Origin of the sequence: Natrialba hulunbeirensis JCM 10989 (assembly GCF_000337575.1) — an archaeon.
Classification (GTDB): domain Archaea; phylum Halobacteriota; class Halobacteria; order Halobacteriales; family Natrialbaceae; genus Natrialba; species Natrialba hulunbeirensis.
In genome coordinates this window covers 75,922-99,854 of the sequence record NZ_AOIM01000041.1, presented here as the reverse complement: position 1 = coordinate 99,854, position 23,933 = coordinate 75,922, and the positions used below count along the sequence as shown (strand labels likewise).

22 protein-coding genes and 1 tRNA gene are annotated in these 23,933 nt (G+C 61.2%); 7 read left to right on the top strand and 16 right to left on the bottom strand.

All coding sequences use genetic code 11. The features are described from left to right. Positions 1 to 49 precede the first annotated feature (49 nt). Complete coding sequence (locus C483_RS16615; RefSeq protein WP_006654528.1) at positions 50 to 1,438, top strand: hypothetical protein; 1,389 nt, start codon at positions 50 to 52, stop codon at positions 1,436 to 1,438. A gap of 31 nt (positions 1,439 to 1,469) precedes the next feature. Here the strand turns inward: C483_RS16615 and C483_RS16610 are convergent, their stop codons facing one another. Genes C483_RS16610 through C483_RS16580 form a run of 7 tightly spaced genes read right to left on the bottom strand, consistent with a single transcriptional unit; the run spans position 1,470 to position 11,041 of the window. Then, complete coding sequence (locus tag C483_RS16610; protein ID WP_006654527.1) at positions 1,470 to 2,231, bottom strand: DUF7289 family protein; 762 nt, start codon at positions 2,229 to 2,231, stop codon at positions 1,470 to 1,472. Next, positions 2,228 to 2,674, bottom strand: a complete 447-nt coding sequence (locus C483_RS16605; protein WP_006654526.1) for a DUF7266 family protein — start codon at positions 2,672 to 2,674, stop codon at positions 2,228 to 2,230. Before C483_RS16605 ends, C483_RS16610 begins: the two co-directional genes overlap by 4 nt. 56 nt (positions 2,675 to 2,730) lie before the next feature. Continuing rightward, entirely contained in the window at positions 2,731 to 3,555 is an 825-nt protein-coding gene (locus C483_RS16600) for a hypothetical protein (protein ID WP_006654525.1), read from the bottom strand. Continuing rightward, on the bottom strand, positions 3,549 to 4,196 hold the full coding sequence (locus C483_RS16595; RefSeq protein WP_006654524.1) for a DUF7288 family protein: 648 nt from the start codon (positions 4,194 to 4,196) through the stop codon (positions 3,549 to 3,551). The genes C483_RS16600 and C483_RS16595 overlap by 7 nt, the downstream gene beginning before the upstream one ends. 2 nt (positions 4,197 to 4,198) lie before the next feature. Further along, positions 4,199 to 4,741, bottom strand: a complete 543-nt coding sequence (locus tag C483_RS16590) for a DUF7287 family protein (protein WP_006654523.1) — start codon at positions 4,739 to 4,741, stop codon at positions 4,199 to 4,201. 1 nt (position 4,742) lies between these two features. Further along, entirely contained in the window at positions 4,743 to 6,803 is a 2,061-nt protein-coding gene (locus tag C483_RS16585; protein WP_006654522.1) for a type II secretion system F family protein, read from the bottom strand. Beyond that, positions 6,800 to 11,041, bottom strand: a complete 4,242-nt coding sequence (locus tag C483_RS16580; protein ID WP_006654521.1) for an ATPase, T2SS/T4P/T4SS family — start codon at positions 11,039 to 11,041, stop codon at positions 6,800 to 6,802. The genes C483_RS16585 and C483_RS16580 overlap by 4 nt, the downstream gene beginning before the upstream one ends. 238 nt (positions 11,042 to 11,279) lie before the next feature. Here C483_RS16580 and C483_RS16575 point away from each other — a divergent pair, with 238 nt between their 5' ends. After that, the gene (locus C483_RS16575; RefSeq protein WP_006654520.1) at positions 11,280 to 12,059 is read left to right on the top strand and encodes an SDR family NAD(P)-dependent oxidoreductase; all 780 of its coding nucleotides are present in this window, start codon (positions 11,280 to 11,282) and stop codon (positions 12,057 to 12,059) included. Between the two features lie 287 nt (positions 12,060 to 12,346). Here the strand turns inward: C483_RS16575 and C483_RS16570 are convergent. Continuing rightward, positions 12,347 to 12,419 (bottom strand) — tRNA-Arg (locus C483_RS16570). Positions 12,420 to 12,431: 12 nt separating this feature from the next. Continuing rightward, the gene (tatA, locus tag C483_RS16565; RefSeq protein WP_006654519.1) at positions 12,432 to 12,743 is read right to left on the bottom strand and encodes a twin-arginine translocase TatA/TatE family subunit; all 312 of its coding nucleotides are present in this window, start codon (positions 12,741 to 12,743) and stop codon (positions 12,432 to 12,434) included. 313 nt (positions 12,744 to 13,056) lie between these two features. Here tatA and C483_RS16560 point away from each other — a divergent pair, with 313 nt between their 5' ends. The 3 genes from C483_RS16560 to C483_RS16550 all read left to right on the top strand — a co-directional run bounded on the left by C483_RS16560 (position 13,057) and on the right by C483_RS16550 (position 15,729). Then, positions 13,057 to 14,232, top strand: coding sequence for an acyl-CoA dehydrogenase family protein (locus C483_RS16560; protein WP_006654518.1), 1,176 nt, complete (start codon positions 13,057 to 13,059; stop codon positions 14,230 to 14,232). Between the two features lie 90 nt (positions 14,233 to 14,322). Then, positions 14,323 to 14,802, top strand: coding sequence for a redoxin domain-containing protein (locus C483_RS16555; protein WP_006654517.1), 480 nt, complete (start codon positions 14,323 to 14,325; stop codon positions 14,800 to 14,802). Between the two features lie 81 nt (positions 14,803 to 14,883). Next, complete coding sequence (locus C483_RS16550; protein WP_006654516.1) at positions 14,884 to 15,729, top strand: HD domain-containing protein; 846 nt, start codon at positions 14,884 to 14,886, stop codon at positions 15,727 to 15,729. 13 nt (positions 15,730 to 15,742) lie between these two features. Here the strand turns inward: C483_RS16550 and C483_RS16545 are convergent, their stop codons facing one another. Beyond that, entirely contained in the window at positions 15,743 to 15,967 is a 225-nt protein-coding gene (locus C483_RS16545) for a helix-turn-helix domain-containing protein (protein ID WP_006654515.1), read from the bottom strand. 154 nt (positions 15,968 to 16,121) lie between these two features. On the opposite strand from C483_RS16545, the gene C483_RS16540 reads away from it, so the two are divergent. Beyond that, positions 16,122 to 16,316, top strand: coding sequence for a XapX domain-containing protein (locus C483_RS16540; protein WP_006654514.1), 195 nt, complete (start codon positions 16,122 to 16,124; stop codon positions 16,314 to 16,316). An 87-nt stretch (positions 16,317 to 16,403) separates the two neighbouring features. Here C483_RS16540 and C483_RS16535 read toward each other — a convergent pair whose 3' ends face one another. From C483_RS16535 to C483_RS16510, 6 genes are all read right to left on the bottom strand, one after another. Then, a complete protein-coding gene (locus tag C483_RS16535; protein ID WP_006654513.1) occupies positions 16,404 to 17,708 on the bottom strand; it encodes a 5'-deoxyadenosine deaminase in 1,305 nt (434 codons plus the stop codon). Positions 17,709 to 17,848: 140 nt separating this feature from the next. Next, a complete protein-coding gene (locus tag C483_RS16530; protein ID WP_006654512.1) occupies positions 17,849 to 19,678 on the bottom strand; it encodes an FAD-binding protein in 1,830 nt (609 codons plus the stop codon). A gap of 1 nt (position 19,679) precedes the next feature. Beyond that, positions 19,680 to 20,558, bottom strand: coding sequence for a succinate dehydrogenase/fumarate reductase iron-sulfur subunit (locus tag C483_RS16525; protein WP_006654511.1), 879 nt, complete (start codon positions 20,556 to 20,558; stop codon positions 19,680 to 19,682). Between the two features lies 1 nt (position 20,559). Then, complete coding sequence (locus tag C483_RS16520) at positions 20,560 to 20,925, bottom strand: succinate dehydrogenase subunit D (RefSeq protein WP_006654510.1); 366 nt, start codon at positions 20,923 to 20,925, stop codon at positions 20,560 to 20,562. Positions 20,926 to 20,980: 55 nt separating this feature from the next. After that, entirely contained in the window at positions 20,981 to 21,463 is a 483-nt protein-coding gene (sdhC, locus tag C483_RS16515) for a succinate dehydrogenase, cytochrome b556 subunit (protein ID WP_006654509.1), read from the bottom strand. 180 nt (positions 21,464 to 21,643) lie between these two features. Further along, on the bottom strand, positions 21,644 to 22,801 hold the full coding sequence (locus C483_RS16510) for a succinylglutamate desuccinylase/aspartoacylase family protein (RefSeq protein ID WP_006654508.1): 1,158 nt from the start codon (positions 22,799 to 22,801) through the stop codon (positions 21,644 to 21,646). A gap of 207 nt (positions 22,802 to 23,008) precedes the next feature. Here C483_RS16510 and C483_RS16505 point away from each other — a divergent pair, with 207 nt between their 5' ends. Further along, a complete protein-coding gene (locus tag C483_RS16505; RefSeq protein ID WP_006654507.1) occupies positions 23,009 to 23,758 on the top strand; it encodes a GNAT family N-acetyltransferase in 750 nt (249 codons plus the stop codon). Positions 23,759 to 23,933 lie beyond the last annotated feature (175 nt).

Sequence of the window (23,933 nt, the reverse complement as noted above, 5' to 3'; positions counted from 1 at the left end):
TGAAAGTCAGCCGAGCGTTACATGACCCTTCGCCGAGTACCGCTGTTACATGACCGGTGCTGCGCTTCGCACGTTCGTCGCTCGATCACGCTCCGTGGTCGAGTCCGCCCCACCGGCCGTGCGCCCGGCGACGCGCACCTGGCTCGTCGATCCCTTCCTCGAGACGCTCGGCTGGGACGTCCACGCCAACTCGTGTACAGCCGAGACGACAGTCGACGAGACGGCACTCGAGTACGTCTTCGCCGTCGATACCGTTCCCGCTCTCCTCGTGGCCGTCGAACCCGCAACCGAGACACTCCAGAAGGATCGGGCGCGCTCCCTGCTCGAAGCCATGGCCTGGAGCGGGATCGACCGGGCGCTCTACACGAACGGCCGACAGTTCCTCTTTCTCGCCGGAACGGCAACGGGTGCGGGCGCTATCGACCGACTTGCCTGCTCGCTCGACGAACTCACCGACCACGAAGAGTCGATCGACCACTTCACGCGTGCCGCAGTCGGCCAGCGCCTCGATCCGACCAGTCGGCAGGCCGTCGCGAGACAGCTTGCACTCGAGCGCCCGCAACTGGTCGACGAACTCGTCGCGACGCTCACCGACGCGACCGGGGAGGCAGCGAGCGCGGCGGCACTCGAGACAGCGACGGCACGATTCGTCGATCAACTGCTCGTCTCGTTCGGATCCGACGACGGGATGCAACTACCGGGTGACGCTCCCAATGTTCACGAGGACGTGTCGCTCCAGTTTACGGAGTCGACGGCTGACGAGACCGCTGTCGCTGGCGATGGGACGACCGCAGAAGACGAGAGAGAGGGAGACGGGAGCGACACAGAACCAGCACCAGCGTCGGGGGCTAAACCGAACACGGAGACCGAATCAGCGGTGGGTCCGGACGATGGGGTCGACCAACGTAATTCTGGCAGGGATGAGGGGACAGATGGAACGGCCGAGACGCCAAAGTCCGAGGGAGCGACAGACACGGACGACAGCGCTGACGCTACGGCGGACACCGACGACGACGCAGCAACCGACTCCTACGTCGTCCGCTTTTTCAACGACCGCGGCTCGATCGGCGCGATCGGCCACTCCCAGTCGCACGAAGCACTCGTGCAGACTACGGAGTATCTCTTCGAACGCGGCCTCAGCGGGATTTCGGTCCCCTGGAGTCCAGCGGACGTGGAATCAGAGCAGGGTGTAGATACCGACCAGTCACGCAGTGGCACGGCTGGCGACAGCACCAACTCGAGTCCCCCGTCAACAACGGTTCTGAACGACACTCCTCATACCGCCGATGGGACGCCTATGGCCGAGCCACGCGAACTCTCGAACGGGCTCTACCTCGAAACGGCCGGTACGCTCGACGTGCATGGTACTCGAGTCGAGGCGCTCACGAAGCGAGCAGGATTACGGGCGATGTTGACGGGCGCGTGGAACGACGAATGAGGGGAGACGGAGTCGCGGTGACTGTGAGAGATCAGTAGTCGATGGAGACTTCGACGACTGTGACGAGGACTTCGTCTGCACTACACTCACCCTTGTCCCAGTTACCCCGCTCGAGGATGTGATCCTCCCAGGCAGTCTCGGCGGTAGGTGAATCGACCTGAATTTCGACATCGTCGCCAGAAGCAGGATATAGCTTTGATGTTCGGTTTTCGACAGCCATCGTGAAGCCAAGACCGTCGCTGCTCTGGATCGACCGCTCGTCGGCGTCAACCGTCACCAGCGAGATAATTGCGCGGTCGTCGCTGCATTTCAGGTGTGGTTGCCTGACGACGGCGCTCCCATATTCGCTTTCCCGAACAACGGCTCCGCCATCGTACGCGATGGTGTCCGAACCGGTGGTGTAGGCGAACTCACCGAGGTTGATGTAATCCGTGTTCTCTTCACCGATATCGAGGTCCTCCTTGACGACAGTGTCACCTACAGTGATATTGAGCCCTGTCCCGCTACTGCCGGTCGACACCGTCCCTTCTCGCAGGGACAGTTCAGCGTAGCGCTCTTCGATCGCGCTGTATTGTAACACGTCGTTGTAGTTCTCCGCGAGCGCATCCATCGCCCGCTCAGCATTTTGCAGCTGTTCGTTTTCCTGGTAGTTTTCCATCGCCTGAAAGCCAGTCATCGACAGCAGTGCGACCGATGAGAGGATGATCCCGAAGACGAGGACGAACGCAATGACCTCGGAGACACCACGATTATCACGACTGAAGCGCCCCGGTGGTTGTTCAGATCGCTTCATCGATTCCCTCCAGTGAGTGTGATTCCATCGTCGTCAACCTCGATTTCGATCGTTCCGCCAGCTACCTCAGTATCACCGAGCTCCCGATCTGTCGTGAACGGCACGTGAACCACGGTATCAGCGTTACTCGCCGTCAGTTCGACGCAGTCGGTCTCACCATCGAGTAACGGCGCTTCGCAGTTCTCACGCAACGCGACGGTGTAGCCGGAGTTCGCCACGGTCCGTGGATGGGCTGCCGTAATCGTTACGTCCGGGTCGTCCTCGTCGGCGAGCTGGTCTGCACTCTCAACCTCGCCAGCGATTCGTTCACCGATCGTCTCGAGTGATCGCTCCGCAGAGCGATCGGTCTCCGTCTCAAGTAGCCCGCCAGCGCTGGTGAGTAACATCGCGATCAGGATTGTTGTGATCCCGATTGTGAGGACGTGGGTGACTGCGATGGACATTCCTCGATCTGAACCAGGGTTCGTGCCAAGCGAGTGTTCGGTGCCGCGGGTTCGGGTCATGGCTCACCACCATAGACCGGAATATCGTGCGTCTGGTCGACCGAGACATCGTTCGAGTCGTATGTCACTGTAGCTTTGATAGCCCAGGACCCATCGGGTACTTCGTCCTCACTGAATCTCGAGTCAAGCGTTCCCTGACCGTTGGTTACAATCTCATAGCCTCCTTCAACGTCCTCATCAACATCGATTTGGACGCTGTCATAAGCCGTCTCCGGGTCGAACACCTGTAGTTCGGCGTTCGACGTTCCGTTTACTGTGCCAGCCACGAGATCGATCCGTGCGGGTTCTTGTTCGACCGTATCTGAATCAATCGTGACAGATTCCCCGAGGTACTCTATTGTAATTTCGCCGTTGAGTTCCTTTACCTCAAGAAGAAGGTGTCCGATCTGTGTTTCCTCGCCATTTTCCGAGATATTGTCTCCGTTGAATACGCTTAGATCAGTCTCATTAGTGGCCACTGTCGCATCGCTACTCGAGTCGTCTTCGACTTCAATACCGGTTATCATTGCTCCGCTATTCGTGACTACATCCTTATGCAATCCACTGTACTGTTCGGTTCCGTAGGTCTCACCATCCATATTTTGACGGTGGATGATCCCTGCAACACCCTTCTCGAGTTCGTGCTGCGTCACCGCTGCATCGGCAGCGCTCTGACTGGTTGCACTCGAGGAGATCGTCTCGGTGTAGAGCACGCCGTTGAAGACGACGACGATGCCGAGGATGATGAACGCGAGTGCGATCGCACCGATGAGGATGACTTGGCCGCGGTCGCGTTGTGGTTCGTCAGTTTCCCGAGGCGGGCGAGTAGAATCGCCTACCATACGACCAGTCGCACCTCCACGACGTTGTAGACAGGATCCTCGTCGCTCGTTGCGCGTGGGATCATTGGTTCGTCATCGTACGACTCGAGTGGCTCCTCCTCATCTGGTTTGACGTACTGATCCTCATATAGCATCACCATGTAGCTCGCAGTGATCGCATCCGACGGTGGACTACCCTGGTAGACCGCCGTTTTGTGATCGAACTCGCTTCCGTCAGTGTAGTGGAACTCGAGATTGTAGTTCCAGCCCTGTGCTGCAAAGCGCTCGTTCAGGACTTGCCCGAGGACGGACGCGTTCTCGAGATCGTTCTGACTGAAGGTATCATAGTCGTGGTCATCACCGGGGGCTGTCGAACCGTTCAGGTCGCCGAACGACTCGTCATCTCCCCAGTGGCGAACGAGTGCCGACAGATTGTCGTGCTGATCGCTGACTACCAGCGCGTCCTGTGCTTCCTGCTGGACCTGCGACTGGACCGACCGATCAGCAAGCCCACCCGATGTCGGCGTGATGACGACTGACTGGAGGGCAAAGAGCACTGCCATCAGGACAATCATCGCACCGATGAAACCCTCGAGTGTGTAGGCCTGACCGCGGTCGGTGTGTCGCTCCGTCTCCGTTCTCCGTGTACGTTCTCGATCCATTGTCACCACGTCCTCACAACGAGTCTACAGGCAGACTCACAGCCATCGACAGGCGTTCCATCCTTATCGACGACGGTGACGATTCGTGCCGCACTCGCCGCCGATTGGTTGTCGTACGTGTCTCCAGCGGCGGGTGAGTCGGTATCGATGTATCGACTTTCCGCATCTTGTGGGTTGAGCACCTCTATACTGATGTTCACATTGTCGTAGACAATCTCTTCATTCTCGTTTGCACGGAGTCCGATTTGCTTACTCAGTTTCGTTTCGTTTGCGTCCGTATACCGTTCTCCGAACTCGTCGCTCGTGATTTCGTTCGGCCGGTCGCCGTCGGCAAGGTCTGCGACGACCTGATCCGCAATCCGATCCGCCTGTGCTGTCTCTGCACCACCAGCCGGCGAGTCAAACGGCGTAATCAGCGACGGGAGAAACGAGAAGACGAACGCGATCGCCAGGATAAAAATCCCAATACCGACAGCGAAATCCTGGGTCGTCTGTCCGCGCTCCCAGTCCGGCGTTCCGACCGAAATCGTGCGTTCGTCGCGCATATTAGGCCACCAGCGTCCAGCCGAGAAGCGCGATTGTCGCGAGTATGATCGCGTACTTGAGTCCGCTCAGTACGTCTGCATCCCGAATATAGCCACAGATGAACCCGGAGATGATCCCCTGCAGGGTCACTGCGTGGAAGAACAACGCTGAGAGCATGTCGATATTGATGTTGTCACTCAGGTCTGCCTGGGCGAGTTCGCTGTCGGCACCGGCATCGCCACCGCCTGCTTCCAGTCCCGCCATCGTATCGATGAACTGGGTCTTGAGAATCGCGATCACGGCGAGCACCGTCAGGAACGTCATGATGATGATGACGACCTGCATCCGGGTTCGAGACTTGCGCTCGCGTTCGATATCGTCGTGATTCTCACTCGCGCTCGCAGCCGTTCGGAGCACGTCTGTAATCTGGTTGGACGCCTCCTGGGCTTCCGTAATGAGGCGGGTCGTCCGCGCGAGTCGCGGAATGTGGTACTTGTTGTTGAACTCGATGAGTGCTGCCTTCAGACTCGTTCCGTAGTTGACCTTCGTGTGCATCAACTCGAACTCGCGAGCCAGTTTACCGTTCGTCGTATCGGCGACAGATTTGAACGACTCGAGTAGGGTCAGTCCTGTGTCGTTCGCACTCGAGAGCTTTCGGAGGTCCTCCGAGAGGGTATTGACCACGGTGTTGCGGTGGCGAACGTTCCACTCCCGGAAAATCGAGAGCGGGATCGCGATGATGTAGAACGGGATGTAGACGTAGAGCACCGTTCCCCAGACGACGTTATCGAGCAGTGCGCTCCAGGAGAGTGGTGCTGCGCCGGTCATCATCGCGGTCGTCACGACGACGAGCGCCGTTGGGACCGTCACTGCGAGGGTGAACAGCGGATTGTCCCGGAAGAAGATGTGCGGGCGCTTGAGTACCTCGAGCGTTTCGTGGGTCCCCTCGCGGTTCTTGATGCGGTCGAAGACGCTGTGCTCGCCGGTGAACTGCTCGACGAGGCCGAGGTTGAGCAGGCCGCGTTCGGACTCGCTCTGGACGTGCTTGTCGCCGGTCGTGTTCGAGAGGAAGCCGTCCCCCGGTTCGTCGTGTTTGACCGTCGAAACGAGGACGAGGAAGCCGATGCCTGTGAGCGGAATCAGCCCGTAGACGGTCATGTACAGCATCTCGTTGGTAACCTCCGCCTGCGGAATCATCTGCATGACGACCATGATGATGATCAACAGGAGCGGAAACAACGAGAGCGTCATGTACATCTCGCCGAAGAGTTCGAGCGTCTCGAGGGTGATTTCCTGTTCCTGCTTGGCGGTTCGCATGTGCTTTTCTTTCTTGTCCTCGAGGAAGCTCTCCATGTCACCGCCGCTGTTGACGATCGAGAGCATATCCGTGAGGAACTGCGAGAGTTCGTCGCTCGGCGTCTCGACGGCCTGATTTCGGATTGCGGTTCGGTAGTCGACGTCGAAGTACTCGGTTTCCTTGACAATGCTCTGGAACTCCTTTGCGACCTCCCCGTAGGTGTCGTCGGCCTGGGCCATCGCCTCGATGATCTCGAGTTGGTTCAGACCACCGACCGACAGCGCGTACATGAACGAGACGGAGTCGGTGAGCAACATGTTGATCTCGCGCTTCCGTGCGGAGGCACGCGAGTAGGGTATCGCGACCAGCGAGCCAAAGCCGAGCGCGAACCCGATGGTCCCGAAGATGAGTCCGGTGACGAAGACCAACGCTGGGATTCGAAGTGCTTCGATGACTGCGAGCAGTGTCTCGTTACCGACGGGGAAACCGATGATGACGTCGACAGCGATCAGCCCGGTTGCAAACAACAGATAGCCAAGCGTCAGCCCGATCAGCCAGAGTGCGAGGCCGCTGATGAAGCCGATGCCGAGCGACCGTGAGAGGTACATCTCGACCGTATCCGTCATCCGAGCCTGGGCGAGTTTCGTCTCGACATCCTTGACGAACTGGCTGTCCTCACTGAACAGCAGGTCATAGAGCGGGTAGAACGTCTCTCCGAGGAGATCTGAGCCGCCACCGACGCTGCCGGTGGTAGAGGGGCCGTTGGTATCGGTTTTAAGGCTCATTCGTCGGTCTCCGTCGTAGTCGTGTCGGTGTCGGTGTCAGTATCAGTGTCGGTGCTTGTGGTGCGATCGTCGGTGCTCTCAGTGGCGTCGTCGCTGTCGGCGGCGCGCTCGGAGGTCGCACCGTCGTCGGTGTCCGCGTCTTCCGGTTCGTCGCTCACATCGTCAGCGTCGCCGTCGTCCGCAAAGATACTGGATTTCGGCCCGCTCTCTGCATCATCGAACAGTGAACCGCCGTCTGGGTCATCCTGTGCAGCGTGTGCGTCTGCATCCGGGTCGTCCCCAGCAAAGACCGGGTCAGACTGGTCGCCGAAGATCGAGGTCGACTCCTCGCCGGTCGTGTTCGCATCGGTTGCACCAGCATCTCCATCATCGACAGCAATATCCGCCTCATCGAACGACATCATGTTCTCCTCGGCCTGATTGTCTTTGTCTTCGTCTTCGTCTTCAGTTTCAGTTTCGTCTTCGCCGACCTCTGTGACCCCGTCGTCGCCGACATCCTCACCGTCACCCGTTGTCTCGCCTGCTGGACCGGCTCCGGGACCTGAGCCGGGACCAGCGCCGGCCCCAGGCCCACGCTCGTCGACGGGGGTTCCAGAACCAAGTTCGATGGATGGAACAGCGCTGTCAGGAACGGATGGTCCGTCGTCCGACGACTGCGACGTATCAGCAGGGTTGGTGTCCCCGTCGGCAGCACCCTCGTCCTCGGGGCTGGCGTCTGTCCGCTCAGTTGTACCGGCTTCGTCCGTGGTTTCCGGTGCTGTGGCTGGTGTCGACTCCGCTGTCTCTGTCGCCGTCTCTGTCTCGTCGTCGGTTGTCTTTTCGCCCGTCTCCTCGGGTTCTACCGGCGATTCTAACGATTCCGACGATTCCGGCGTGTCTCCCTCACCATCGTCCGCGATCGGCTCTGGATCCGGATCGAAAACATCCTCGAGTTCGTCACCCGAGAACATCGCGTCGCCGTCGGCCGTCGACACACGCTCTGTGTCACCGTCGACCGCCGACGACGCCGCGGCAGTGGACTCGAGTTCATCGAGTGTCTCGCCCATGTCGTCGAAGAGGCCGCCGAAGTCACTGTCATCGGGATCGTCCGATGGGAACACCGTGACATCGTCGTTCGACTCCCCTTTCGTCTCGGCCCCGGCCGTAGCCCCCGAGGTCGACGACTGATGCCCTGCTGCTGTCGACTGCTGGGAAGCGTCGGCCGCTGAATCGTCGAAGATGCTGTCGTCGCCGGCCGACTCGTCGACGTTCCATGCTGGTGGCTCGCCCGAACCGAACTCGTCGGCAGTGTCAGGTACGTCGGTTGTACCACCAGCCGTACCCTCCGCTGATGCCTCGGCGCTCAGTGGTTCAGTGTCGGTGTTCGCTGTCGAGTCGGCGGCTGGACCGGAAGCGGAGCCAGCGGCAGGGGCTGACCCCGTACTCGGTCCGGTTTCGGCGGCAGTCGCTTCAATGCCGAACCCGCTGTCGTCGGAGTCGTCGAACCAGTCCGGTTCGTCGTCGTCCGCACCAGCGGTCGCGGTTCCTGCCGTCGTCGCGAACTCTGCTGTCCCGTCGCCGAACGTCCACTCGTCTGCGAGGCCGTCGTCGATGTCTCCCGCGAAGTCGAACTCGTCGTCTCCGTTCTCGACCTCGATCGGCTCCTCGCTCTCGGTCTCACCGAGTGCGCTCGCGAGCCCGCTTGGGACCTTTCCGCGGTACTCCTCGAACAGCGACTCCTCGGCCCGTTCGAGTAAGTCCATCGAGAGGTTGTACGTCTCGCTCGTCGCGTCCGGGCGGGGAACGAGCTCCTCTTTCTCCTGGTCGACGTCGATCAGGACGCTCTCCATCTCGCGGAGGTCTTCCAGGCTGTCCTCGAGTTGTCCGTTCGCGATGAGCGTCAAGATCGTGTCCGGGTCGTTGATGAACGCCTGCACCGTCGCCGCGACCTCGGCGTAGGTGTTGAGCCCGTTCTTGATCAGGTAGGCGAGGATGACCTCGCGTTTGAACAGTTCGTTCTCGAGTTTCTCGGTGCTCCACCCGCGGTCGAACTGGATCTCCTCTAGAGTGTTCGAGTCACCCATCTTGAGGAACTCGTCCGTTTCTGCCTGCCACTGGTAGACGTCCTGGACGTTGATCTCGTCGTGTTCGGCCTCGTAGTGGTTGATCTCGGTGAGCGACTTGTTCCGGCGGACCTTCCGGCCCTGCACCCGGGTCTGGGTCTGGATCGAGACCAGGTCCAGCGCGGTGAACATCGTTTTCGAGACGTTGATCGGATCCGTCGTAAACCGCTTTAGCACCTCGTCGACGGAGTCCGCGTGGAACGTCGTGTAGGTCGTGTGACCCGTCGACATGACCTGGAACAGCGTTCGACCCTCCTCACCACGGATCTCACCCATCACGATATAGTCAGGGCGCTGTCGGAGCGCGGCTTCCAGCAGGTCGAATTCGTCGACGTCACCCTGCTCGTCGTCGGCGAACGAGGGTCGGGTGACGCTCGCGATCCAGTTTCGCTGTGGCAACTCGACCTCGCGGGTGTCCTCGATGGAGACGATCTTCGCGCTCGAGGGGATAAAGAGCGAGACCGCGTTCAGCGAGGTCGTCTTCCCGGACGCCGTACCGCCAGCGAAGATCAGGCTCTTGTGGTTCTCGATGGCGAGCCAGAGGAACGCCATCTCGTCTAAGCTGAAAGTATTCCAGTTGATGAGGTCGATCGGCGTGAACGGCACGTCCTTGAACTGACGGATGGTGTAGTTGGTCCCGTGGTCCGAGACCTCCTGGCCGAGCGTAAGCTGGGCACGCGAGCCGTCTGGCAGCGTCGCGTCCACCTGCGGCAGCCGTTTGCTGATCCCCTTCCCGGATCGCTGTGCGAGTTTGACGACGAAGTCGTCGAGTTCGTCCTCGCCGTGGTAGATGTTCGAGATGATCTGTTCGTACTCGGAGTGATAGACGAAGACGGGCGAGTTGTAGCCGTCGACGGAGATGTCCTCGACGTTGATGTCGTGTTTGATTCCGTCGATCCGCTCGTAGCCGATGAAGTTGCGCTTGAGGAAGTAGAGTAGCTTCTCGACCTGATACTCGTTCAGCGTGTCGGGATCCTCCGCGAGGATGATCGGCTCTGGACGTACCTCGATCCCCTCGAGTTGGGCTGGGCCGTCGTCCTCGTCGGCTTCTTCCTCGTCGTCAAGCAGCGTCTGAATCGTCTCGATAATCCCTGCCTTGTTGCTCCCCGAGGTCTTCTCGAAGAGGTCATACCGTTTTAACAGCTGGCGCGTCTCGTCCTCGATAACGATCCGTCGCCCGTCCTCGTCCGCTTTCTCCTTGACGCCGTCGTCGGAGTACTTGATCGCCTTCCTGAGTTTGCCCGAGAGAAAGTCCTGTAACTCGAGTTCGATCTCGTTCAGGTGCGGTTCGACCATGTAGTACTTCTTCTCGTTTTCCTTCTCGGAGTGGAAGATAACGACGTAGGCGTAGGGTTTGTTCACCCAGTAGCGCTCGATTTCGCGGAAGTGCGTCTTCTTCTCCATCGGCACCGTTTTCTCGAGATCGTAGCGGTTGCTGACGGTCGTGTTCCCGTCTGCGGTGGAGAAGAACTCGTCCTCGTCGATGTCGTCCTGAATGTTGACCGTCCGCTCCTCGACGACGTCGTCGAGTTCCATCGCGATGTCGTCAGCGATCGAGAGGCGATCCTCGAGCGTGTCCGGATCGAAACCGAGAGCGTCTTCTTTGTCGTGACGAACGATCTCGCCGTCGGTATCGCGCGGTCGACTGCCGTCCTCGTCGTAGTAGTACTCCCACTTGTAGTGCTCCCAGGTCCAGACGTCCTTGACGATCGGCGTCGTCTCCGGATCGACGTACTCGAGGAACGGCTCCTCGAGTGCATCGTAGTTCGACCCGGCCAGCGGAATGACCCGGTCGTGGAGGTCATCCGGCGTGTAGCCGAGATACGGCTCGGGGTCGAACGAGACGTCCGCGAAGTCCGTATCTGTCGGCACCGCCGGCTCGGGTGTCTCGTCGGTATCGAGTCCGAGCTGGTCCGTGGTCTCGTCGTCGTGCTCGAGCCCCGAGTACACCGTGTCGACCTCGTCCCTGTACCCATACTCCTCCATAAAATCCGCCCACGTATACTCGCCGACACGAACGCCGGATCCCGAACCGGCGTCCGACTCGTGGGAGCCTGCATCCCCCGACCCAGATGCCGACGCCTCACCCGTCGACGCGCCGTCAGCATCCGGTTGGTCGGCTTCGTCAATAGCCATTATACCGTCCCTCTCAGTCACCCTTCAAAAAATTCATCCGCTCATTACCATATCTGATAACTCGGGTAGTTAGCAAATCGACACGTACTGCCGTCTGGTGGTCTGCTGTCACGTACCGTGTCCACTGATAGCGGTTCGTATTCGAAGACAGACAGATCATTGGAAAGATAGGTTCAGCATTCGCTCCTCAGCGAGCGTACGTTAATGTGGCTGCCACACAGTGTGCCTACGTACCACGATGAGCACGACTCTGACGACTGCGTTCACACTCGAGGACACGGTTGCACTGGTCACCGGCGGCGGCCGCGGCATTGGCCGCGCCATCGCCTGTGAACTCGCGGCCGCAGGCGCTGCCGTCGTTCCTGTGGCTCGTTCAACTGACGAACTCGAGTCGGTCGTCACCGAGATCGAGGCCGACGGCGGTGAGGCGCTCGCGGTTCCGGCGGACGTTACGGACCCGAGTGCCGTCGCAGATGCGATCGACCGCACCGTCGAAGAGTTTGGGGGCCTCGACACCGTCGTCAACAACGCCGGCTTCAACCCGGACGACGCGCTCGGCCGGCCCGAGGACGTCGCGACCGAGAGTTTCGACCGAACACTCGCGGTCAATCTCAGCGGTGCCTACGAGGTGACGACCGCAGCAGCGCAACATCTCCACGACAACGGCGGCGGCTCGGTTGTCAACGTCGCCAGCGTCGGTGGGCTGGTCGGCCTCCCGCGCCAACACCCCTACGTCGCCTCCAAGCACGGCCTCGTCGGCCTCACCAAGAGCGTCGCGCTCGACTGGGCACCCGACGTCCGTGTGAATGCCGTTGCACCGGGGTACGTCTCGACCGAACTGACCGCGGCACTCGAGTCCAACGAGCAACTCCGCCAGTCGATTCTCGATCGGACACCACTCGAGCGCTTTGCCGACCCGGCCGAGATCGCTGGGCCAGTGGTGTTTCTGGCGAGCGATGCAGCAAATTACGTGACCGGGTCGTGTCTGGCGGTCGACGGTGGGTGGACGGCTCGGTAATTTCCTAGCGGTGGGGAGACAGATTGAAGCAACAGAACGGCTACCGACTGGAACAGACAGCAAGTAACAACGAATCGAACTTGGGGTGTACTCGAGTCCCGGTTTGCCTGGCGGCACTGCTGTCGTTGCTGTTGAAGTGCTGCGTACGCTGCGTACGGGGCGTAATACGTGGGTGAGAGAAGACGCGGCGGGATTCGAACAACGCGAAGACGCGCTCGCTGCGCTACGCGCGTCTTCTCTCGTTCAAATCCCGTGCCCGTCCGCTCCTCACATGCGTTCGTCGCGGACGGGCGTGGCGGGATTTGAACCCACGATCAGAAGGTTAGGAACCTCCTGCCCTCTCCGCTAGGCCACACGCCCCGGGAAAAACCGTTAGTTCGTGCTCGTTTCCGTTTCGGTCTCAGTCTCGGTCTCGTCGTCTTCGGACGTCACCGGTTCGGTGTCGACGAACTCGTCGTCTTCCTCGTCGAGGTCGCCCTCGAAGTCCCCGTCGCGCATCTCCTCGAGTTCTGTTTCGACCTTTTCACGCCCCTTCTGGAACTCGCCCATGGCCTCACCGGTCGACCGTGCCAGCTTCGGGATTTTGTTCGCCCCGAACAGCAGAATGGCGATGAAAAGGATGATCAATAGTTCCGGACCCCCGGGTGCACCAGGGATGAACAGCGGTGCGGTTTCGACTACCATCTCTATGCGTGGCTTACCCGCTGGCAATTATAACCTTTTTGGACCGCTCAGTTATCCAAGTACTGGAGACAGTTCACGAAGCGGATGCATTCGCTGACGAGTTGGGGGGGTGATCAGTCCCGGATAGCAGTCCGTTTCGTGGCGTATGCTCCCCGTACAATCCCCAGCACAACAACGTGTAAGGAAGCCGCTGTCGGCTACTGTCTGCGGGAAGACACCAAGTGAGGTCACGGTCCGAACCCACCGCCAAAGCACTGTTCTGGGGAGGCCATGGGTAGTATACACTTACCATATCTCGCGAGAGATTCGAGCTATGGACTTCGATCTCACGGACGAACAGCAACTCATCCGATCGGAGATTCGCGACCTCTGTGACGAGTTCGGCGACGACTACTGGCGCGAGCGCGACCTGAACCACGAGTACCCCGAGTCGTTCTTCGAGACGTTTGCGGAACACGGCTGGTGCGGGCTGACGATTCCCGAAGCGTACGGCGGTCAGGGGTACGGCGTCCAGGAAGCCGCGCTGGTCCAGCAGGAAATCGCGCGCTCGGGCGCTGCGATGGCCGGCACCTCGATCACCGCCCACCACACGTTTAGCTCCGAACCGCTCGTCGCGTTCGGCGACGAGGCGCACAAAGAACGCTATCTCCCGAAGATCGGCGGCGGCGACGTGCAGGTCTGTACCGGCGTCACCGAACCGAACGCGGGAACCGACACCTCGCGAATCGAGACGACCGCCGAACGCGACGATGAGGTGGGCGTCTACAGCGTCTCCGGGCAGAAAATCTGGACCTCGAAGGCCCAGAAGGCCGACGTGATCATGCTTCTCGCCCGAACGAAGCCGCGAGAAGAAGCCGACCGCTTCGGGGGACTCACGCTCTTTTTCACCGACTTTCACCGTGATCTGCCTGGCGTCGGCGTCACCGAAATCCCGAAAGCCGGCCGCGGTGCCTCCGACTCGAACGAAGTCTGGTTCGACGAGTACGAGATCCCCATCGAGGACCGCATCGCCGAAGAGGGCAAGGGATTCCGCTACCTGCTGCGCTTTGCGAATACGGAGCGAATCGCCCTCGCCGCGAACGCCGTCGGCATCGGCCAGGCCGCACTCGAGAAGGCCGCGGCCTACGCGGATGATCGCGTCGTCTTCGGAAACGAAATCGGGAGCTATCAGGGCATCCAGCACCCGCTCGCGGATTCGTGGTCGAAACTGGAACAGGACGAGTTGATGGTGCGAAAGGCGGCCTGGCTGTACGACAACGACCGGGACTGCGGCGCGGAGGCGAACGCGGTGAAACTCCGGGCGAGCGAGGACGCACTCGAGGCCTGCGAGCGCGCGGTTCGCGTCCACGGTGGGATGGGCTACGCGAGCGAGTACGACGTGGAGCGCTACTGGCGCGAGACGATGATCAACGTCATCGCGCCGATTTCGAACGAGATGGTGAAGAACTACATCGCAGAGCACGTGCTCGGGTTGCCAAAGTCCTACTAACTCCGTCTGTGTCGGGACCGACGATATTACCCGACGACGACTGGTCCGCGAACGAAACTGTCTTTCCCGCCTGGACGTAAGATGCAGGTGATGCCAGCAACTGGCGATTCCGCACCCGACTTCACGGCACCGCTCGCAAACGGCGACGTCGACGAGTTCAGCCTCTCGGACGCCCTCTCCGAGGATGCACCGGTCGTCCTCGCGTTCTTCCCGGCCGCGTTCACCGGCGTCTGCACGGACGAGATGTGCACGTTCCAGGACCGCCTCGCCGCGTTCGAGGACGTCGACGCGACGGTCTACGGCGTCAGCCGCGACTCGCCGTTCACGCTCAACGAGTTCCGTGACCAGAACGACCTCGACTTCGGCCTGATCAGCGACTTCAACAAGGAGATCATCGAGGCCTACGATGTCGAGATGGACTTCGAGGACCTCGGTGTCTACGGCGTCGCCAAGCGCTCTGTCTTCGTCGTCGATTCCGACGGCGAGATTACGTACTCGTGGGTCAGCGACGACCCCGGCGTCGAGCCAGAGTACGCAGAGGTTGAGGACGCTGTCGAAGCCGCAGCGTAAGGACGGTCCGAAACGACGACCCGTTTTACCACGTCGACTCCCGGCGCAGCGCTTTTTTAGTCCGCACCCGACGTGAACGGTATGACTGATACTGCGAGCCAGGACAGCGACGAGAGCCGCGAGAACGGCACCGACAACGGCAGTCGCATCTACGACCCCGACGCCGACCACAACTTTCCAGACGAAAAACTGAACGCCGTACTCGAGTACATCGACGCGGACGAGGAGATCCAGACCTATCTCGAGGCCCAGAACGTCAACGCCGTCGATCGGATGCGCTACAACGACCACGGCGAGAAACACATCGAGATCGTCCGCAACCGGGCGCTCTGTCTGTACGATCTGTTGAAGGCGGGTAACGTCGATTTCAACGGCGCGCGCCAGCAGGGACTCGCTGAGGAGGACGAGTCGGTGATCATCGCGCTCGCGGCGACGCTGCACGACGTGGGCCACGTGGTCCACCGCGACGAGCACGTCTACTACTCGATTCCACTCGCTGCGGACATTCTCGACCGCGTGCTCCCGGAGTTCTACGATCTTGCCGATCAGGTCCGCGTGAAGGGCGAGGTGCTCCACGCGATTCTCTGTCACCACACGGCCGAGACGCCGTTGACGACCGAAGCCGGTGTCATCCGCGTCTCGGATGCACTGGACATGGAAAGCGGGCGCTCGCGCATCCCCTACGAGCATGGCGGCCGCGGGATCAACACGCTCTCGAGTCAGGCGATCAAACGCGTCTCGCTTTACGAGGGAGAGAGCAGTCCGGTGATGGTCGAAATCGCGATGACCAACGCTGCGGGCGTCTATCAGGTGGACAACCTGCTAAAGGCGAAGCTTCGTGATTCGGGACTCGAAGACCACGTCCGGATCGTCGCGGTCAACACGAACGAGAATCACGAGCAGTTGGTCGAACGGATCGAGCTGTAGGCGCTGTCGCTGCTCAGGAGAGCCGATACCGCCCGTCGACTCGCTCGACGTAGCCCTGTTTTCGAAGCGTTCGAACGATCGAAAGCACCGTTCCCTTGTTGATTCCGAGCGCGCCGCAGAGATCGTCTGCCGTCGAGTCCGGCCAGACGTGCAGATAGAGGTAGACGACCTTTGCCTGCGCCGAGTCGAACTCGTCGGGAACCGTGACATCCGTCTGCGACTGTCCGTTGAGTTGCATACGAGGGTTCCTGTCTTCGACGATATTAAAACTGAGTATCGTCAGGTGTCGAAAATAGACGGACGGAACGCGATCCTTACGGCGCCGGCCGCACTCGAGTGGCGGTGTCGATCCGAGTCAGCGTTCTTTTGGCGGTGCCCGCACTCACACCGGTATGGACCTGCAGCTCATCGTCCTGGGACTGCTGACCGGCGCACTCACCGGCGCGTTCTTCGCGCTCGTCGACGTACCGATTCCGGCACCGCCTGAACTCCCCGGTCTTATGGGAATCGTGGGGCTCTTTCTGGGCTACAAACTCGTACAGGCGGCCGGACTCAGCCTCGATATTCTGGATTCGATCGGGTTCTGACGACAGTCACGTCGACTGTCGAACGCCCCTTTCGTCAAAATGAGCGGCCGCGTTCGATCGTACCGGATGACCGTTGCTGTCTTGATGTCAGGGTGCCACGTCGAGTTCAGCCGCAAATTCGCGCGCTCGTGACCGGATCTCGTCGGCATCGGCGACGAGCACTTCGCCCTCGCGCATGAGCACCTCGCCGTCAACCATCGTGAACTGCACGTCGTCGCCGTGGGCTGCGAACGTGAGATGCGAGAGTACGTCGTGCAACGGCGTCGCGCGGGTGATATCGGTTTCGAGGCCGATGATATCCGCCTTCCATCCCTCGCGGAGTTTGCCAACGCGCTCGAAGCCAGCCGCCTGCGCGCCGTTGACCGTCGCCATCTCGAACACCGTGTCGGCCGGCAGCGCCTCCGAATCGAGCTGGTCGACCTTCTGGAGCAGGCTCGCCTGACGCATCTCCGTAAACGGATCGAGCGTGTTGTTACACGGCGGCCCGTCGTTCCCCAGCGCGACGTTGATCCCGCGGTCCAGGTAGTCGAGCACCGGCGCGACCCCGCTCGCGAGCTTCATGTTCGAGGAGGGGCAGTAGGTCACGTTGGTCCCGGTCTCGGCGAGCACCTCGCGCTCGTCCTCGTCCGTCCAGACGCAGTGGGCCAGCACCACGTCCTCGCCCGTGAGGCCGACCTCGTCGAGCCAGTGGATATTCCGTTGGCCAGTTTCTTCCTCGACGGCCGCGATCTCGCCGCGGTTCTCGCTCGCGTGCGTGTGAATCGTCACTCCCTCGTAGGCGTCTGCGAGCTCCCGCGAGCCCCGCAGACACGCCTCGGTGCAGCTCACGGCAAAGCGCGGCGTAACCGCGTAGCGAATCCGGCCGTTTGCCGCGCCGTGGTACTCCTGGATGAGCCGCTCGCTCTCGGCCAGGGCCTCGTCCGTGTCCTCGAGTAGCCCCGGCGGCGACTCCTTGTCCATCAGTACCTTCCCGAGGCGACCGCGGATACCGAGTTCCTGAGCCGCTTCGAACGCCTCGTCGGCGTGTGCCACCGAGAGGTGGTCGATACAGGTCGTCGTCCCGCTCTCGATCAGTTCGAGATAGCCCAACTCCGCCGCAGTTCGCATACCCGCAGGAGAGAGGGAGGCCTCCATGGGGAGGACGTAGTCGGAGAGCCACTCGAGTAGCTCCGTGTCGTCGGCGATGCCGCGTCCGAGGCTCTGGACGGAGTGGACGTGGCCGCCGACGGTGCCGGGGGCGAGCACGTCACAGGAGTGGTGCTCGTGGTCTGGGTACTCCTCGAGACAGGTCGAACGATCACCGACGGCGACGATTTCGTCGTCCGCAACGACGACGGCACCGTCGGCGATGACGGTGTCGGCGTCGGCGACGACGGTTCCCGACAGCAACATACCGGCACAGGGTAGCGGGGGTGGTACCTTAGCTCTGGTGATCGAGGGGACGTGAGAGTCCAGTCTGAGAAACCGAACCAGAATACGAACCACGAGACTGGAAGCAAAACAGACCCGAAAATCGGGTCAAAGCCAGTAAGTCAGTAGCTGCGAACCTTCGGCTCGTAGGTCTTCTCCTCGCCCTCGAGAATCACCGGGCGGTAGAAAATCGACGGCTCGCCGTCGTCCCACGAGACGAGCGTGTGCTTGAGCCAGTTCTCGTCGTCACGAACCTGATTCTCCTGACGCCAGTGAGCGCCGCGGAACTCGTTGCGCACGAGTGCGCCGAGTGCGATGGTCTCGGCGACGTCGATCAGGTTGCGCGTCTCGATCGTCTGTTGGAGGTCCGTGTTGAACGTCTTCGATGGGTCGTCGACGTAGACGTCCTGATACTCCTCGCGGCACTCGCGGATGAGCTTCAGCGCCTTCTTGATGCCTTCCTCGTTGCGGAAGACGTTGACGTAGTCGGTCATCGCGTTCTGGAGCTTCGAGCGGATCTCGGCGTGCTGGACGCCGCTGTCCTTGTCCATCAGCCGTTCAACGCGAGCGCGTTCGCGTTCGACGGCCTGCTCGAGTGCGCCCGTCTCTGCGGCGACGCCACCGTCGGCGACGGCGTCCGTGGAGTCGAGGCCGGACGCACCGGGTGCGACCGGAAGCTCGGTGTCGTCGTCCTCGACATCGTCACCGTAGCCGGTTCGAATCTCGGGCTCGCCGAGGTCGTCACCAGCGGCGTGAGCGCCGGCGCGCTTGCCGAAGACGATGAGTTCGGGCAGTGCGTTCCCGCCGAGGCGGTTGCCACCGTGGACGGAGACGCAGGCACACTCGCCGGCCGCGTAGAGGCCGTCGATACAGGTCTGGCCGTTCTCGTCGACCTCGATGCCGCCCATCGCGTAGTGCTGACCGGGCTTGACCGGCATCGGTTCGACGAGGCCGTCAACGCCCTCGAAGTCCTCTGCGAGGTGGAGAATGTTCTCCAGGCGGTCGAGAATGCGGTCTTCGCCGAGGTGGCGCATGTCGAGGTGGACGTACTCGTCTTCGACACCGCGGCCTTCGGCAACTTCGTCGAGTTCGGCGCGGGCGACGACGTCGCGGGAGGCGAGTTCGCCGGAGTTGTTCGCGTAGCCGTACTCGAACATGAACCGTTCGCCGTCGTTGTTGTAGAGGATGCCACCTTCGCCACGGACACCCTCGGAGATCAGGACCCCCGTGGAGGGGAGCGAGGTCGGGTGGAACTGGATGAACTCCATGTCCTCGAGCGGTGCACCCGCACGATACGCCATCGCGTGACCGTCGCCAGTACAGGAGACGGCGTTGGTGGTGTGGTCGAACGCCTGTCCGGGGCCGCCGGTCGCGAGGATGACGCCCTGGTTGGCCTTGAAGCCTTCCACGTTGCCCGACTGAACGTCGTAGGCGACGATGCCCTCACACTGGCGGTCGTTTGGATCTTCCTCGTCGGTCGTCGCGAGGTTCATCACGTACCACTCGTCGTAGACCTGAATGCCACGCTTGACGACCTGCTCGTACATCGTGTGCAGCAGGTGGTGGCCGGTCTCTGCGCCGGCGTAGGTGGTTCGCGGGTAGGAAAGTCCACCGAACGGACGCTGGGAGACGCGACCGTCCTCCTCGCGGGAGAACGGCATCCCCCAGTGTTCGAGGCGCATCGTGTCTTCGGGGGCATCCTGGGCGAGGGTCTCGACTGCCGGCGCGTCGGCCAGGTAGTCAGAGCCCTTCATCGTGTCGTAGGCGTGCAGTTCCCAGTCGTCGCCCTCCTGCAGGGCGGCGTTAATTCCGCCCTCCGCTGCACCCGTGTGGCTGCGGACGGGGTGGAGTTTCGAGACGATCGCCGTATCGGCGCCCGCCTCGTGCGCTGCGATCGCGGCGCGGAGGCCGGCGCCGCCGGCGCCGACCACGAGAACGTCGTGTTCGTACATATTACCAGAACTTCAGGTTCTTCTTGACCGCTTCCCGCTTGAGCTCCTGAATGTGCTCGGTAAGCGGAATGTCCTTCGGACACACCTCGGTGCAGGAGAACTGGGTCTGGCAGCGCCAGACGCCGTGTTCTTGCTCTAAGATGCGGAGTCGGTGCTCTTTGATCTCCTCGCTCTCGCGGTCGTCCATCGCGAACTTGTAGGCCTTGTTGATCGCGGCCGGCCCGAGATACTGGTTGTCGCCGGCTGCGATGTTACACGAGGACATACAGGCACCACACCAGATACACCGCGAGGACATCTTGATCTTCTCACGGTTTTCTGGCGTCTGACGCTGTTCTTCCAGGTCGCTCGCGGCTGGCGTGTCTTCGTCCTGGAAGTACGGCTCGACGGCGTGCATCTGGTCGTAGAAGTGGTCCATGTCGACGACCAGGTCCTTGACGACCTCCTGGTGTGGCAGCGGCTCGATGCGAACCGGCTGCTCGAGGTCCGAAAGCTGCGTCTTGCAGCCGAGCATCTGCGAGCCGTTGACGAAGAAGGCGTCCGAACCACAGACTGCCTGCCGGCAGGAGTGGCGGAACGTAAGCGAGGAGTCGAACTCGTCGCGGGCGTACATGACCGCGTCGAGGACCGTCATCCCCTTCTCGAAGGGAACGTGGAAGTCGTCGAAGCGCGGTTCCTGTTTGTCCGCGATCTCCGGGTCGTAGCGGAAGACCTTGATGTGGACCGTCTCGCCGGCCGCTTCGGCCTCCTCCTCTGCGTGTTCGTCGACCATTCCCTCCTCTTTTTCTCTGAGTCGCCGCTGCTGTGGCGACTCGGTCCCCTTCATCTCGGGGTCCTGGGGCGATTCCTGACTCTCTGGCTCCTGTTGTTGTGTACTCATATTAGATCATCCCCCGCATGACTAGGGCGACCCAGACACCTTGGACGATGAGTAGTCCGGCTGCGATCACTAGAACTGCGAGCACTACCTTCTTTGGGGTTCCACTGAGGCCCTGATTGACGAGCGCGTTGTAGACCCCGTTAACGCCGTGGAACGCGCCGGCGATGAGGAACAACACCATCGTCAGGAAGTAGCCGATATCCTGCATGCGGGCTTCTGTCCCCGCGAACGTGATTTCGGATGCGTGGTTGACGAAGTGCAAGAGGAAGAAGTGGAAAGCAAGCACGACGATCAGGAACGCTGCCGTCACACGCTGGAGGAACCAGGCGGTCCCGCCGGGCGTGAACGAAGAGTAACGTTCTGCCATTAGAGTCCCACCCCTGCCATGAAGGTCGGGACGCTCGCGACGGTGATAACGCCCGTCAGGACGAGCGAGGCGTAGAAACTCTTATCCTGTGCAGTGAGGCCAACCCCGAGGTCGACNCCCCTGCCATGAAGGTCGGGACGCTCGCGACGGTGATAACGCCCGTCAGGACGAGCGAGGCGTAGAAACTCTTATCCTGTGCAGTGAGGCCAACCCCGAGGTCGACCATCAGCAGCCGAATGCCGTTCAGAATGTGGAAGACGGCGACTGCCAGTAGTCCGACTTCGAGCACCCGAACGACGAAGAGACTCTCGAGTCCCTGCAGCGTCCCGGTGTATGCATTGACTTCTTCTCCGGCGAGCATCATCGTTTGACCGTCCGCCGCTGCGATGGCGCTACTCAGCACGGCAATGTGGGTGAACAGATACCCGATCAACATCCACCCGGTGAACTTGTGGAAGATCCACGCCCACATGCCGGCCGAGAACTCCTTCCAGCGACTGAAGTCCTCGATGAGGCCGCGATTGTAAGACTGACTCATACGCTCATCTTGACCGTTAGACCGTGGGGGTATAGAAGTTACTTTTATCGCTCTCGTTGCCCCATTCGGTCGGCGTCGTGATTCGTCAGTGACCAATCACACACCTTCTACTCGAGTGGGACTCGAGTATCCCCCGTCTGTGACCGACTGCATCCACATCGTCCCCTACTCGCAGTCACCTTATCGCAGTTCAGACCGTGAGCGCTCCGTCCCGCGTTCGCGCTCTAGGGCCACGCGCGTCTCGTGTTTCAGCCCGACCAGATGGCAGAGCGGATTGCCCGGATAGACGACGGGGTTCTCAAGTATCCCGACGATGAGCCCGGTGAAGGGAGCCTCGACGTTGAGGATGTCGTCTTCTTCTTTGAACGGGTTCGTGATCGTACAGATTATCTCTCCTTCTTCGACGAGAGCACCGCGACCACGTTTCATGTCGACGATACCGCCCGCGTCGGCGCGGAGCCAGGTTTTCTCGTCGTCGCTGTCGATGACGACGCGCCAGCCGGGCCAGTGGACTGACGAGTTACGGTGACAGCCGAACTCGGCGAGGACGCTCGCGACGCCGGTGAGCGCGCGGTCGATCAGTCGTCGCTGGAATCGATGGGCTTCGCCCATCTCGACGGTGATCGTCGGAACGCCCGCTTCAGTCGCCTCGCGACGAAGGGTGCCGGAGGGGCCCTCGCCGCCGATGATGACGTTCGAACTGAAGGCGTTCGCGAGTCGGAGAACCGTTTCGTCGTCCATGTTCGCCCGGACGTGAAGCATGTTGGTTCGCCCGCGCGTCGACGTGTGAAAGTCGACGCCTAAGTCACAGGGTTCGATGAAGTTCGTGAAGATCCGGTGGGCCATCCGGCGCGCGCTCGTCGAACCCTGTCGGCCGGGGAACGATCGGTTCAGGTCGCGGTCGTAGATCGGCAGGTATCGCTCCTGTGCGAGAAAGCCGGGGACGTTCATCACTGGCAGGCAAACGAGCGTGCCGTGGAGATCGGCGTGATCCCAGTCGTGTGCGACCTCCCGAACCACCTCGATGCCGTTGAGTTCGTCGCCGTGGGCCGCCGCCGAGAGAAAGACCGTTGGCCCTGGCTGTTCGCCGTTGATGATCGTCACCGGAATCCTGACCGGATCGCCCAGATACGTCTCGCTGATGCCGTAGCGGATGTTTGCGGACTCACCGGGTGCGACGCTGCCGCCGTCGTAGGTGAACGGCTCAGCGGCCGCATCACCGCCGGCGGCCGTCGTCTCTGTACTGGCGTCGCTCGTCTCGCTTGCAGCCGATGAACCGGTCGACGGTGTCGCCGTCTCGTCCTGTGACGACTCGTCGACCGGGGTCTCTCCGCCCATAGGTCCTCCTCGATAGGCAGCACCGTGAATCTTCGTCTCGGGTTCGGTCGCTCTCCCCAGTCAGTTATCGACCAGCAGCCACGATACCCGGTGAACTGCGGTTCAACCAACAGATCACGTCACCACGACACCACGACAATCCACGAGGCAGCGGCAAGCGTCGTCTCGTGGGCATACGTTTTATACGAGGTCATGTTACACCAGCGCATGGAACTCCGTGAAGCGACCACCGACGACGTCGAGACGATCCGCGATATCGCAGCGAACTCACTCAACTCGACGTATACTGACTTTCTCGATGCTGACGTGATCGACGACGCGATCGAGCAGTGGTACGGCGAGGAGTTCGACGAGGAACTTCGGGTCGACCACTCGCTCGTCCTCGTCGTCGAGGAGGGCGACGAGGTCGTCGCCTTCTCTCAGAGCGATCTCGTCGGCCAGCAACACGGCACCGGTCGCATTCTCTGGCTGCACGTCGCTCCGGACGCACGCGGCAGCGGTATCGGCGTCCGGCTACTGGTCAGAACGCGCGAGCGCCTCCTCGACGAGGGTGCAGACCAGATTCAGTGTTTCGTGCTCGCGGACAACGAGCGCGGCAACGAGTTCTACGCAGAACAGGGATTCGAGCAGGCAGGCCAGCGTGAGGTCGAAATCGGCGAGGAGACGTACACGGAGAACGTCTACGTCGAGCAAGAGATCGGCGACGAGGAGTGGGCGACGCTCGATGAACTCGAGACTGACGGCGAGACGATCTACGTGAACTACGGCGAGGCGACCCGCGGCTCGAAGTCGCCGTTCTACGTGGCCTACGAGAGCCAGGAGCGAGACTCGCAGTACGGCTGGTTCTGTGGCAACTGTGACTCACTCGAGAACGCGATGGATTCGATGGGCCGAATCGAGTGTAACGTCTGTGGGAATCAGCGGAAGGCAACGCGGTGGGATGCGTCGTATCTGTAGTGCGTCGTGAGTCGGTGTAGCCAGCCCACTCTTTGTACGCTAGACGGTCGTTTCGCTGGGGGGAGACGTGCGGTACGCCGACCATACAACTGTTGTCTGTGCATTACAATTGGGGACGCTCACTTTCGAGCGAGTAGCACGACGGAGGCGGCTCGCTCCGGTGTTCGGCTGACGA

Coding starts and splice junctions, on each gene's coding strand:
- C483_RS16555 (WP_006654517.1), top strand. CDS start 14,323: ATGCCAGCAACTGGCGATTCCGCACCCGACTTCACGGCACCGCTCGCA.
- C483_RS16550 (WP_006654516.1), top strand. CDS start 14,884: ATGACTGATACTGCGAGCCAGGACAGCGACGAGAGCCGCGAGAACGGC.
- C483_RS16595 (WP_006654524.1), bottom strand. CDS start 4,196: ATGGATCGAGAACGTACACGGAGAACGGAGACGGAGCGACACACCGAC.
- tatA (WP_006654519.1), bottom strand. CDS start 12,743: ATGGTAGTCGAAACCGCACCGCTGTTCATCCCTGGTGCACCCGGGGGT.
- C483_RS16600 (WP_006654525.1), bottom strand. CDS start 3,555: ATGGTAGGCGATTCTACTCGCCCGCCTCGGGAAACTGACGAACCACAA.
- C483_RS16590 (WP_006654523.1), bottom strand. CDS start 4,741: ATGCGCGACGAACGCACGATTTCGGTCGGAACGCCGGACTGGGAGCGC.
- C483_RS16530 (WP_006654512.1), bottom strand. CDS start 19,678: ATGTACGAACACGACGTTCTCGTGGTCGGCGCCGGCGGCGCCGGCCTC.
- C483_RS16580 (WP_006654521.1), bottom strand. CDS start 11,041: ATGGCTATTGACGAAGCCGACCAACCGGATGCTGACGGCGCGTCGACG.
- C483_RS16510 (WP_006654508.1), bottom strand. CDS start 22,801: ATGGGCGGAGAGACCCCGGTCGACGAGTCGTCACAGGACGAGACGGCG.
- C483_RS16520 (WP_006654510.1), bottom strand. CDS start 20,925: ATGGCAGAACGTTACTCTTCGTTCACGCCCGGCGGGACCGCCTGGTTC.
- C483_RS16540 (WP_006654514.1), top strand. CDS start 16,122: ATGGACCTGCAGCTCATCGTCCTGGGACTGCTGACCGGCGCACTCACC.
- C483_RS16505 (WP_006654507.1), top strand. CDS start 23,009: ATGGAACTCCGTGAAGCGACCACCGACGACGTCGAGACGATCCGCGAT.
- C483_RS16610 (WP_006654527.1), bottom strand. CDS start 2,231: ATGAAGCGATCTGAACAACCACCGGGGCGCTTCAGTCGTGATAATCGT.
- C483_RS16615 (WP_006654528.1), top strand. CDS start 50: ATGACCGGTGCTGCGCTTCGCACGTTCGTCGCTCGATCACGCTCCGTG.
- C483_RS16560 (WP_006654518.1), top strand. CDS start 13,057: ATGGACTTCGATCTCACGGACGAACAGCAACTCATCCGATCGGAGATT.
- C483_RS16575 (WP_006654520.1), top strand. CDS start 11,280: ATGAGCACGACTCTGACGACTGCGTTCACACTCGAGGACACGGTTGCA.
- C483_RS16525 (WP_006654511.1), bottom strand. CDS start 20,558: ATGAGTACACAACAACAGGAGCCAGAGAGTCAGGAATCGCCCCAGGAC.
- C483_RS16535 (WP_006654513.1), bottom strand. CDS start 17,708: ATGTTGCTGTCGGGAACCGTCGTCGCCGACGCCGACACCGTCATCGCC.
- C483_RS16585 (WP_006654522.1), bottom strand. CDS start 6,803: ATGAGCCTTAAAACCGATACCAACGGCCCCTCTACCACCGGCAGCGTC.
- C483_RS16605 (WP_006654526.1), bottom strand. CDS start 2,674: ATGTCCATCGCAGTCACCCACGTCCTCACAATCGGGATCACAACAATC.
- C483_RS16545 (WP_006654515.1), bottom strand. CDS start 15,967: ATGCAACTCAACGGACAGTCGCAGACGGATGTCACGGTTCCCGACGAG.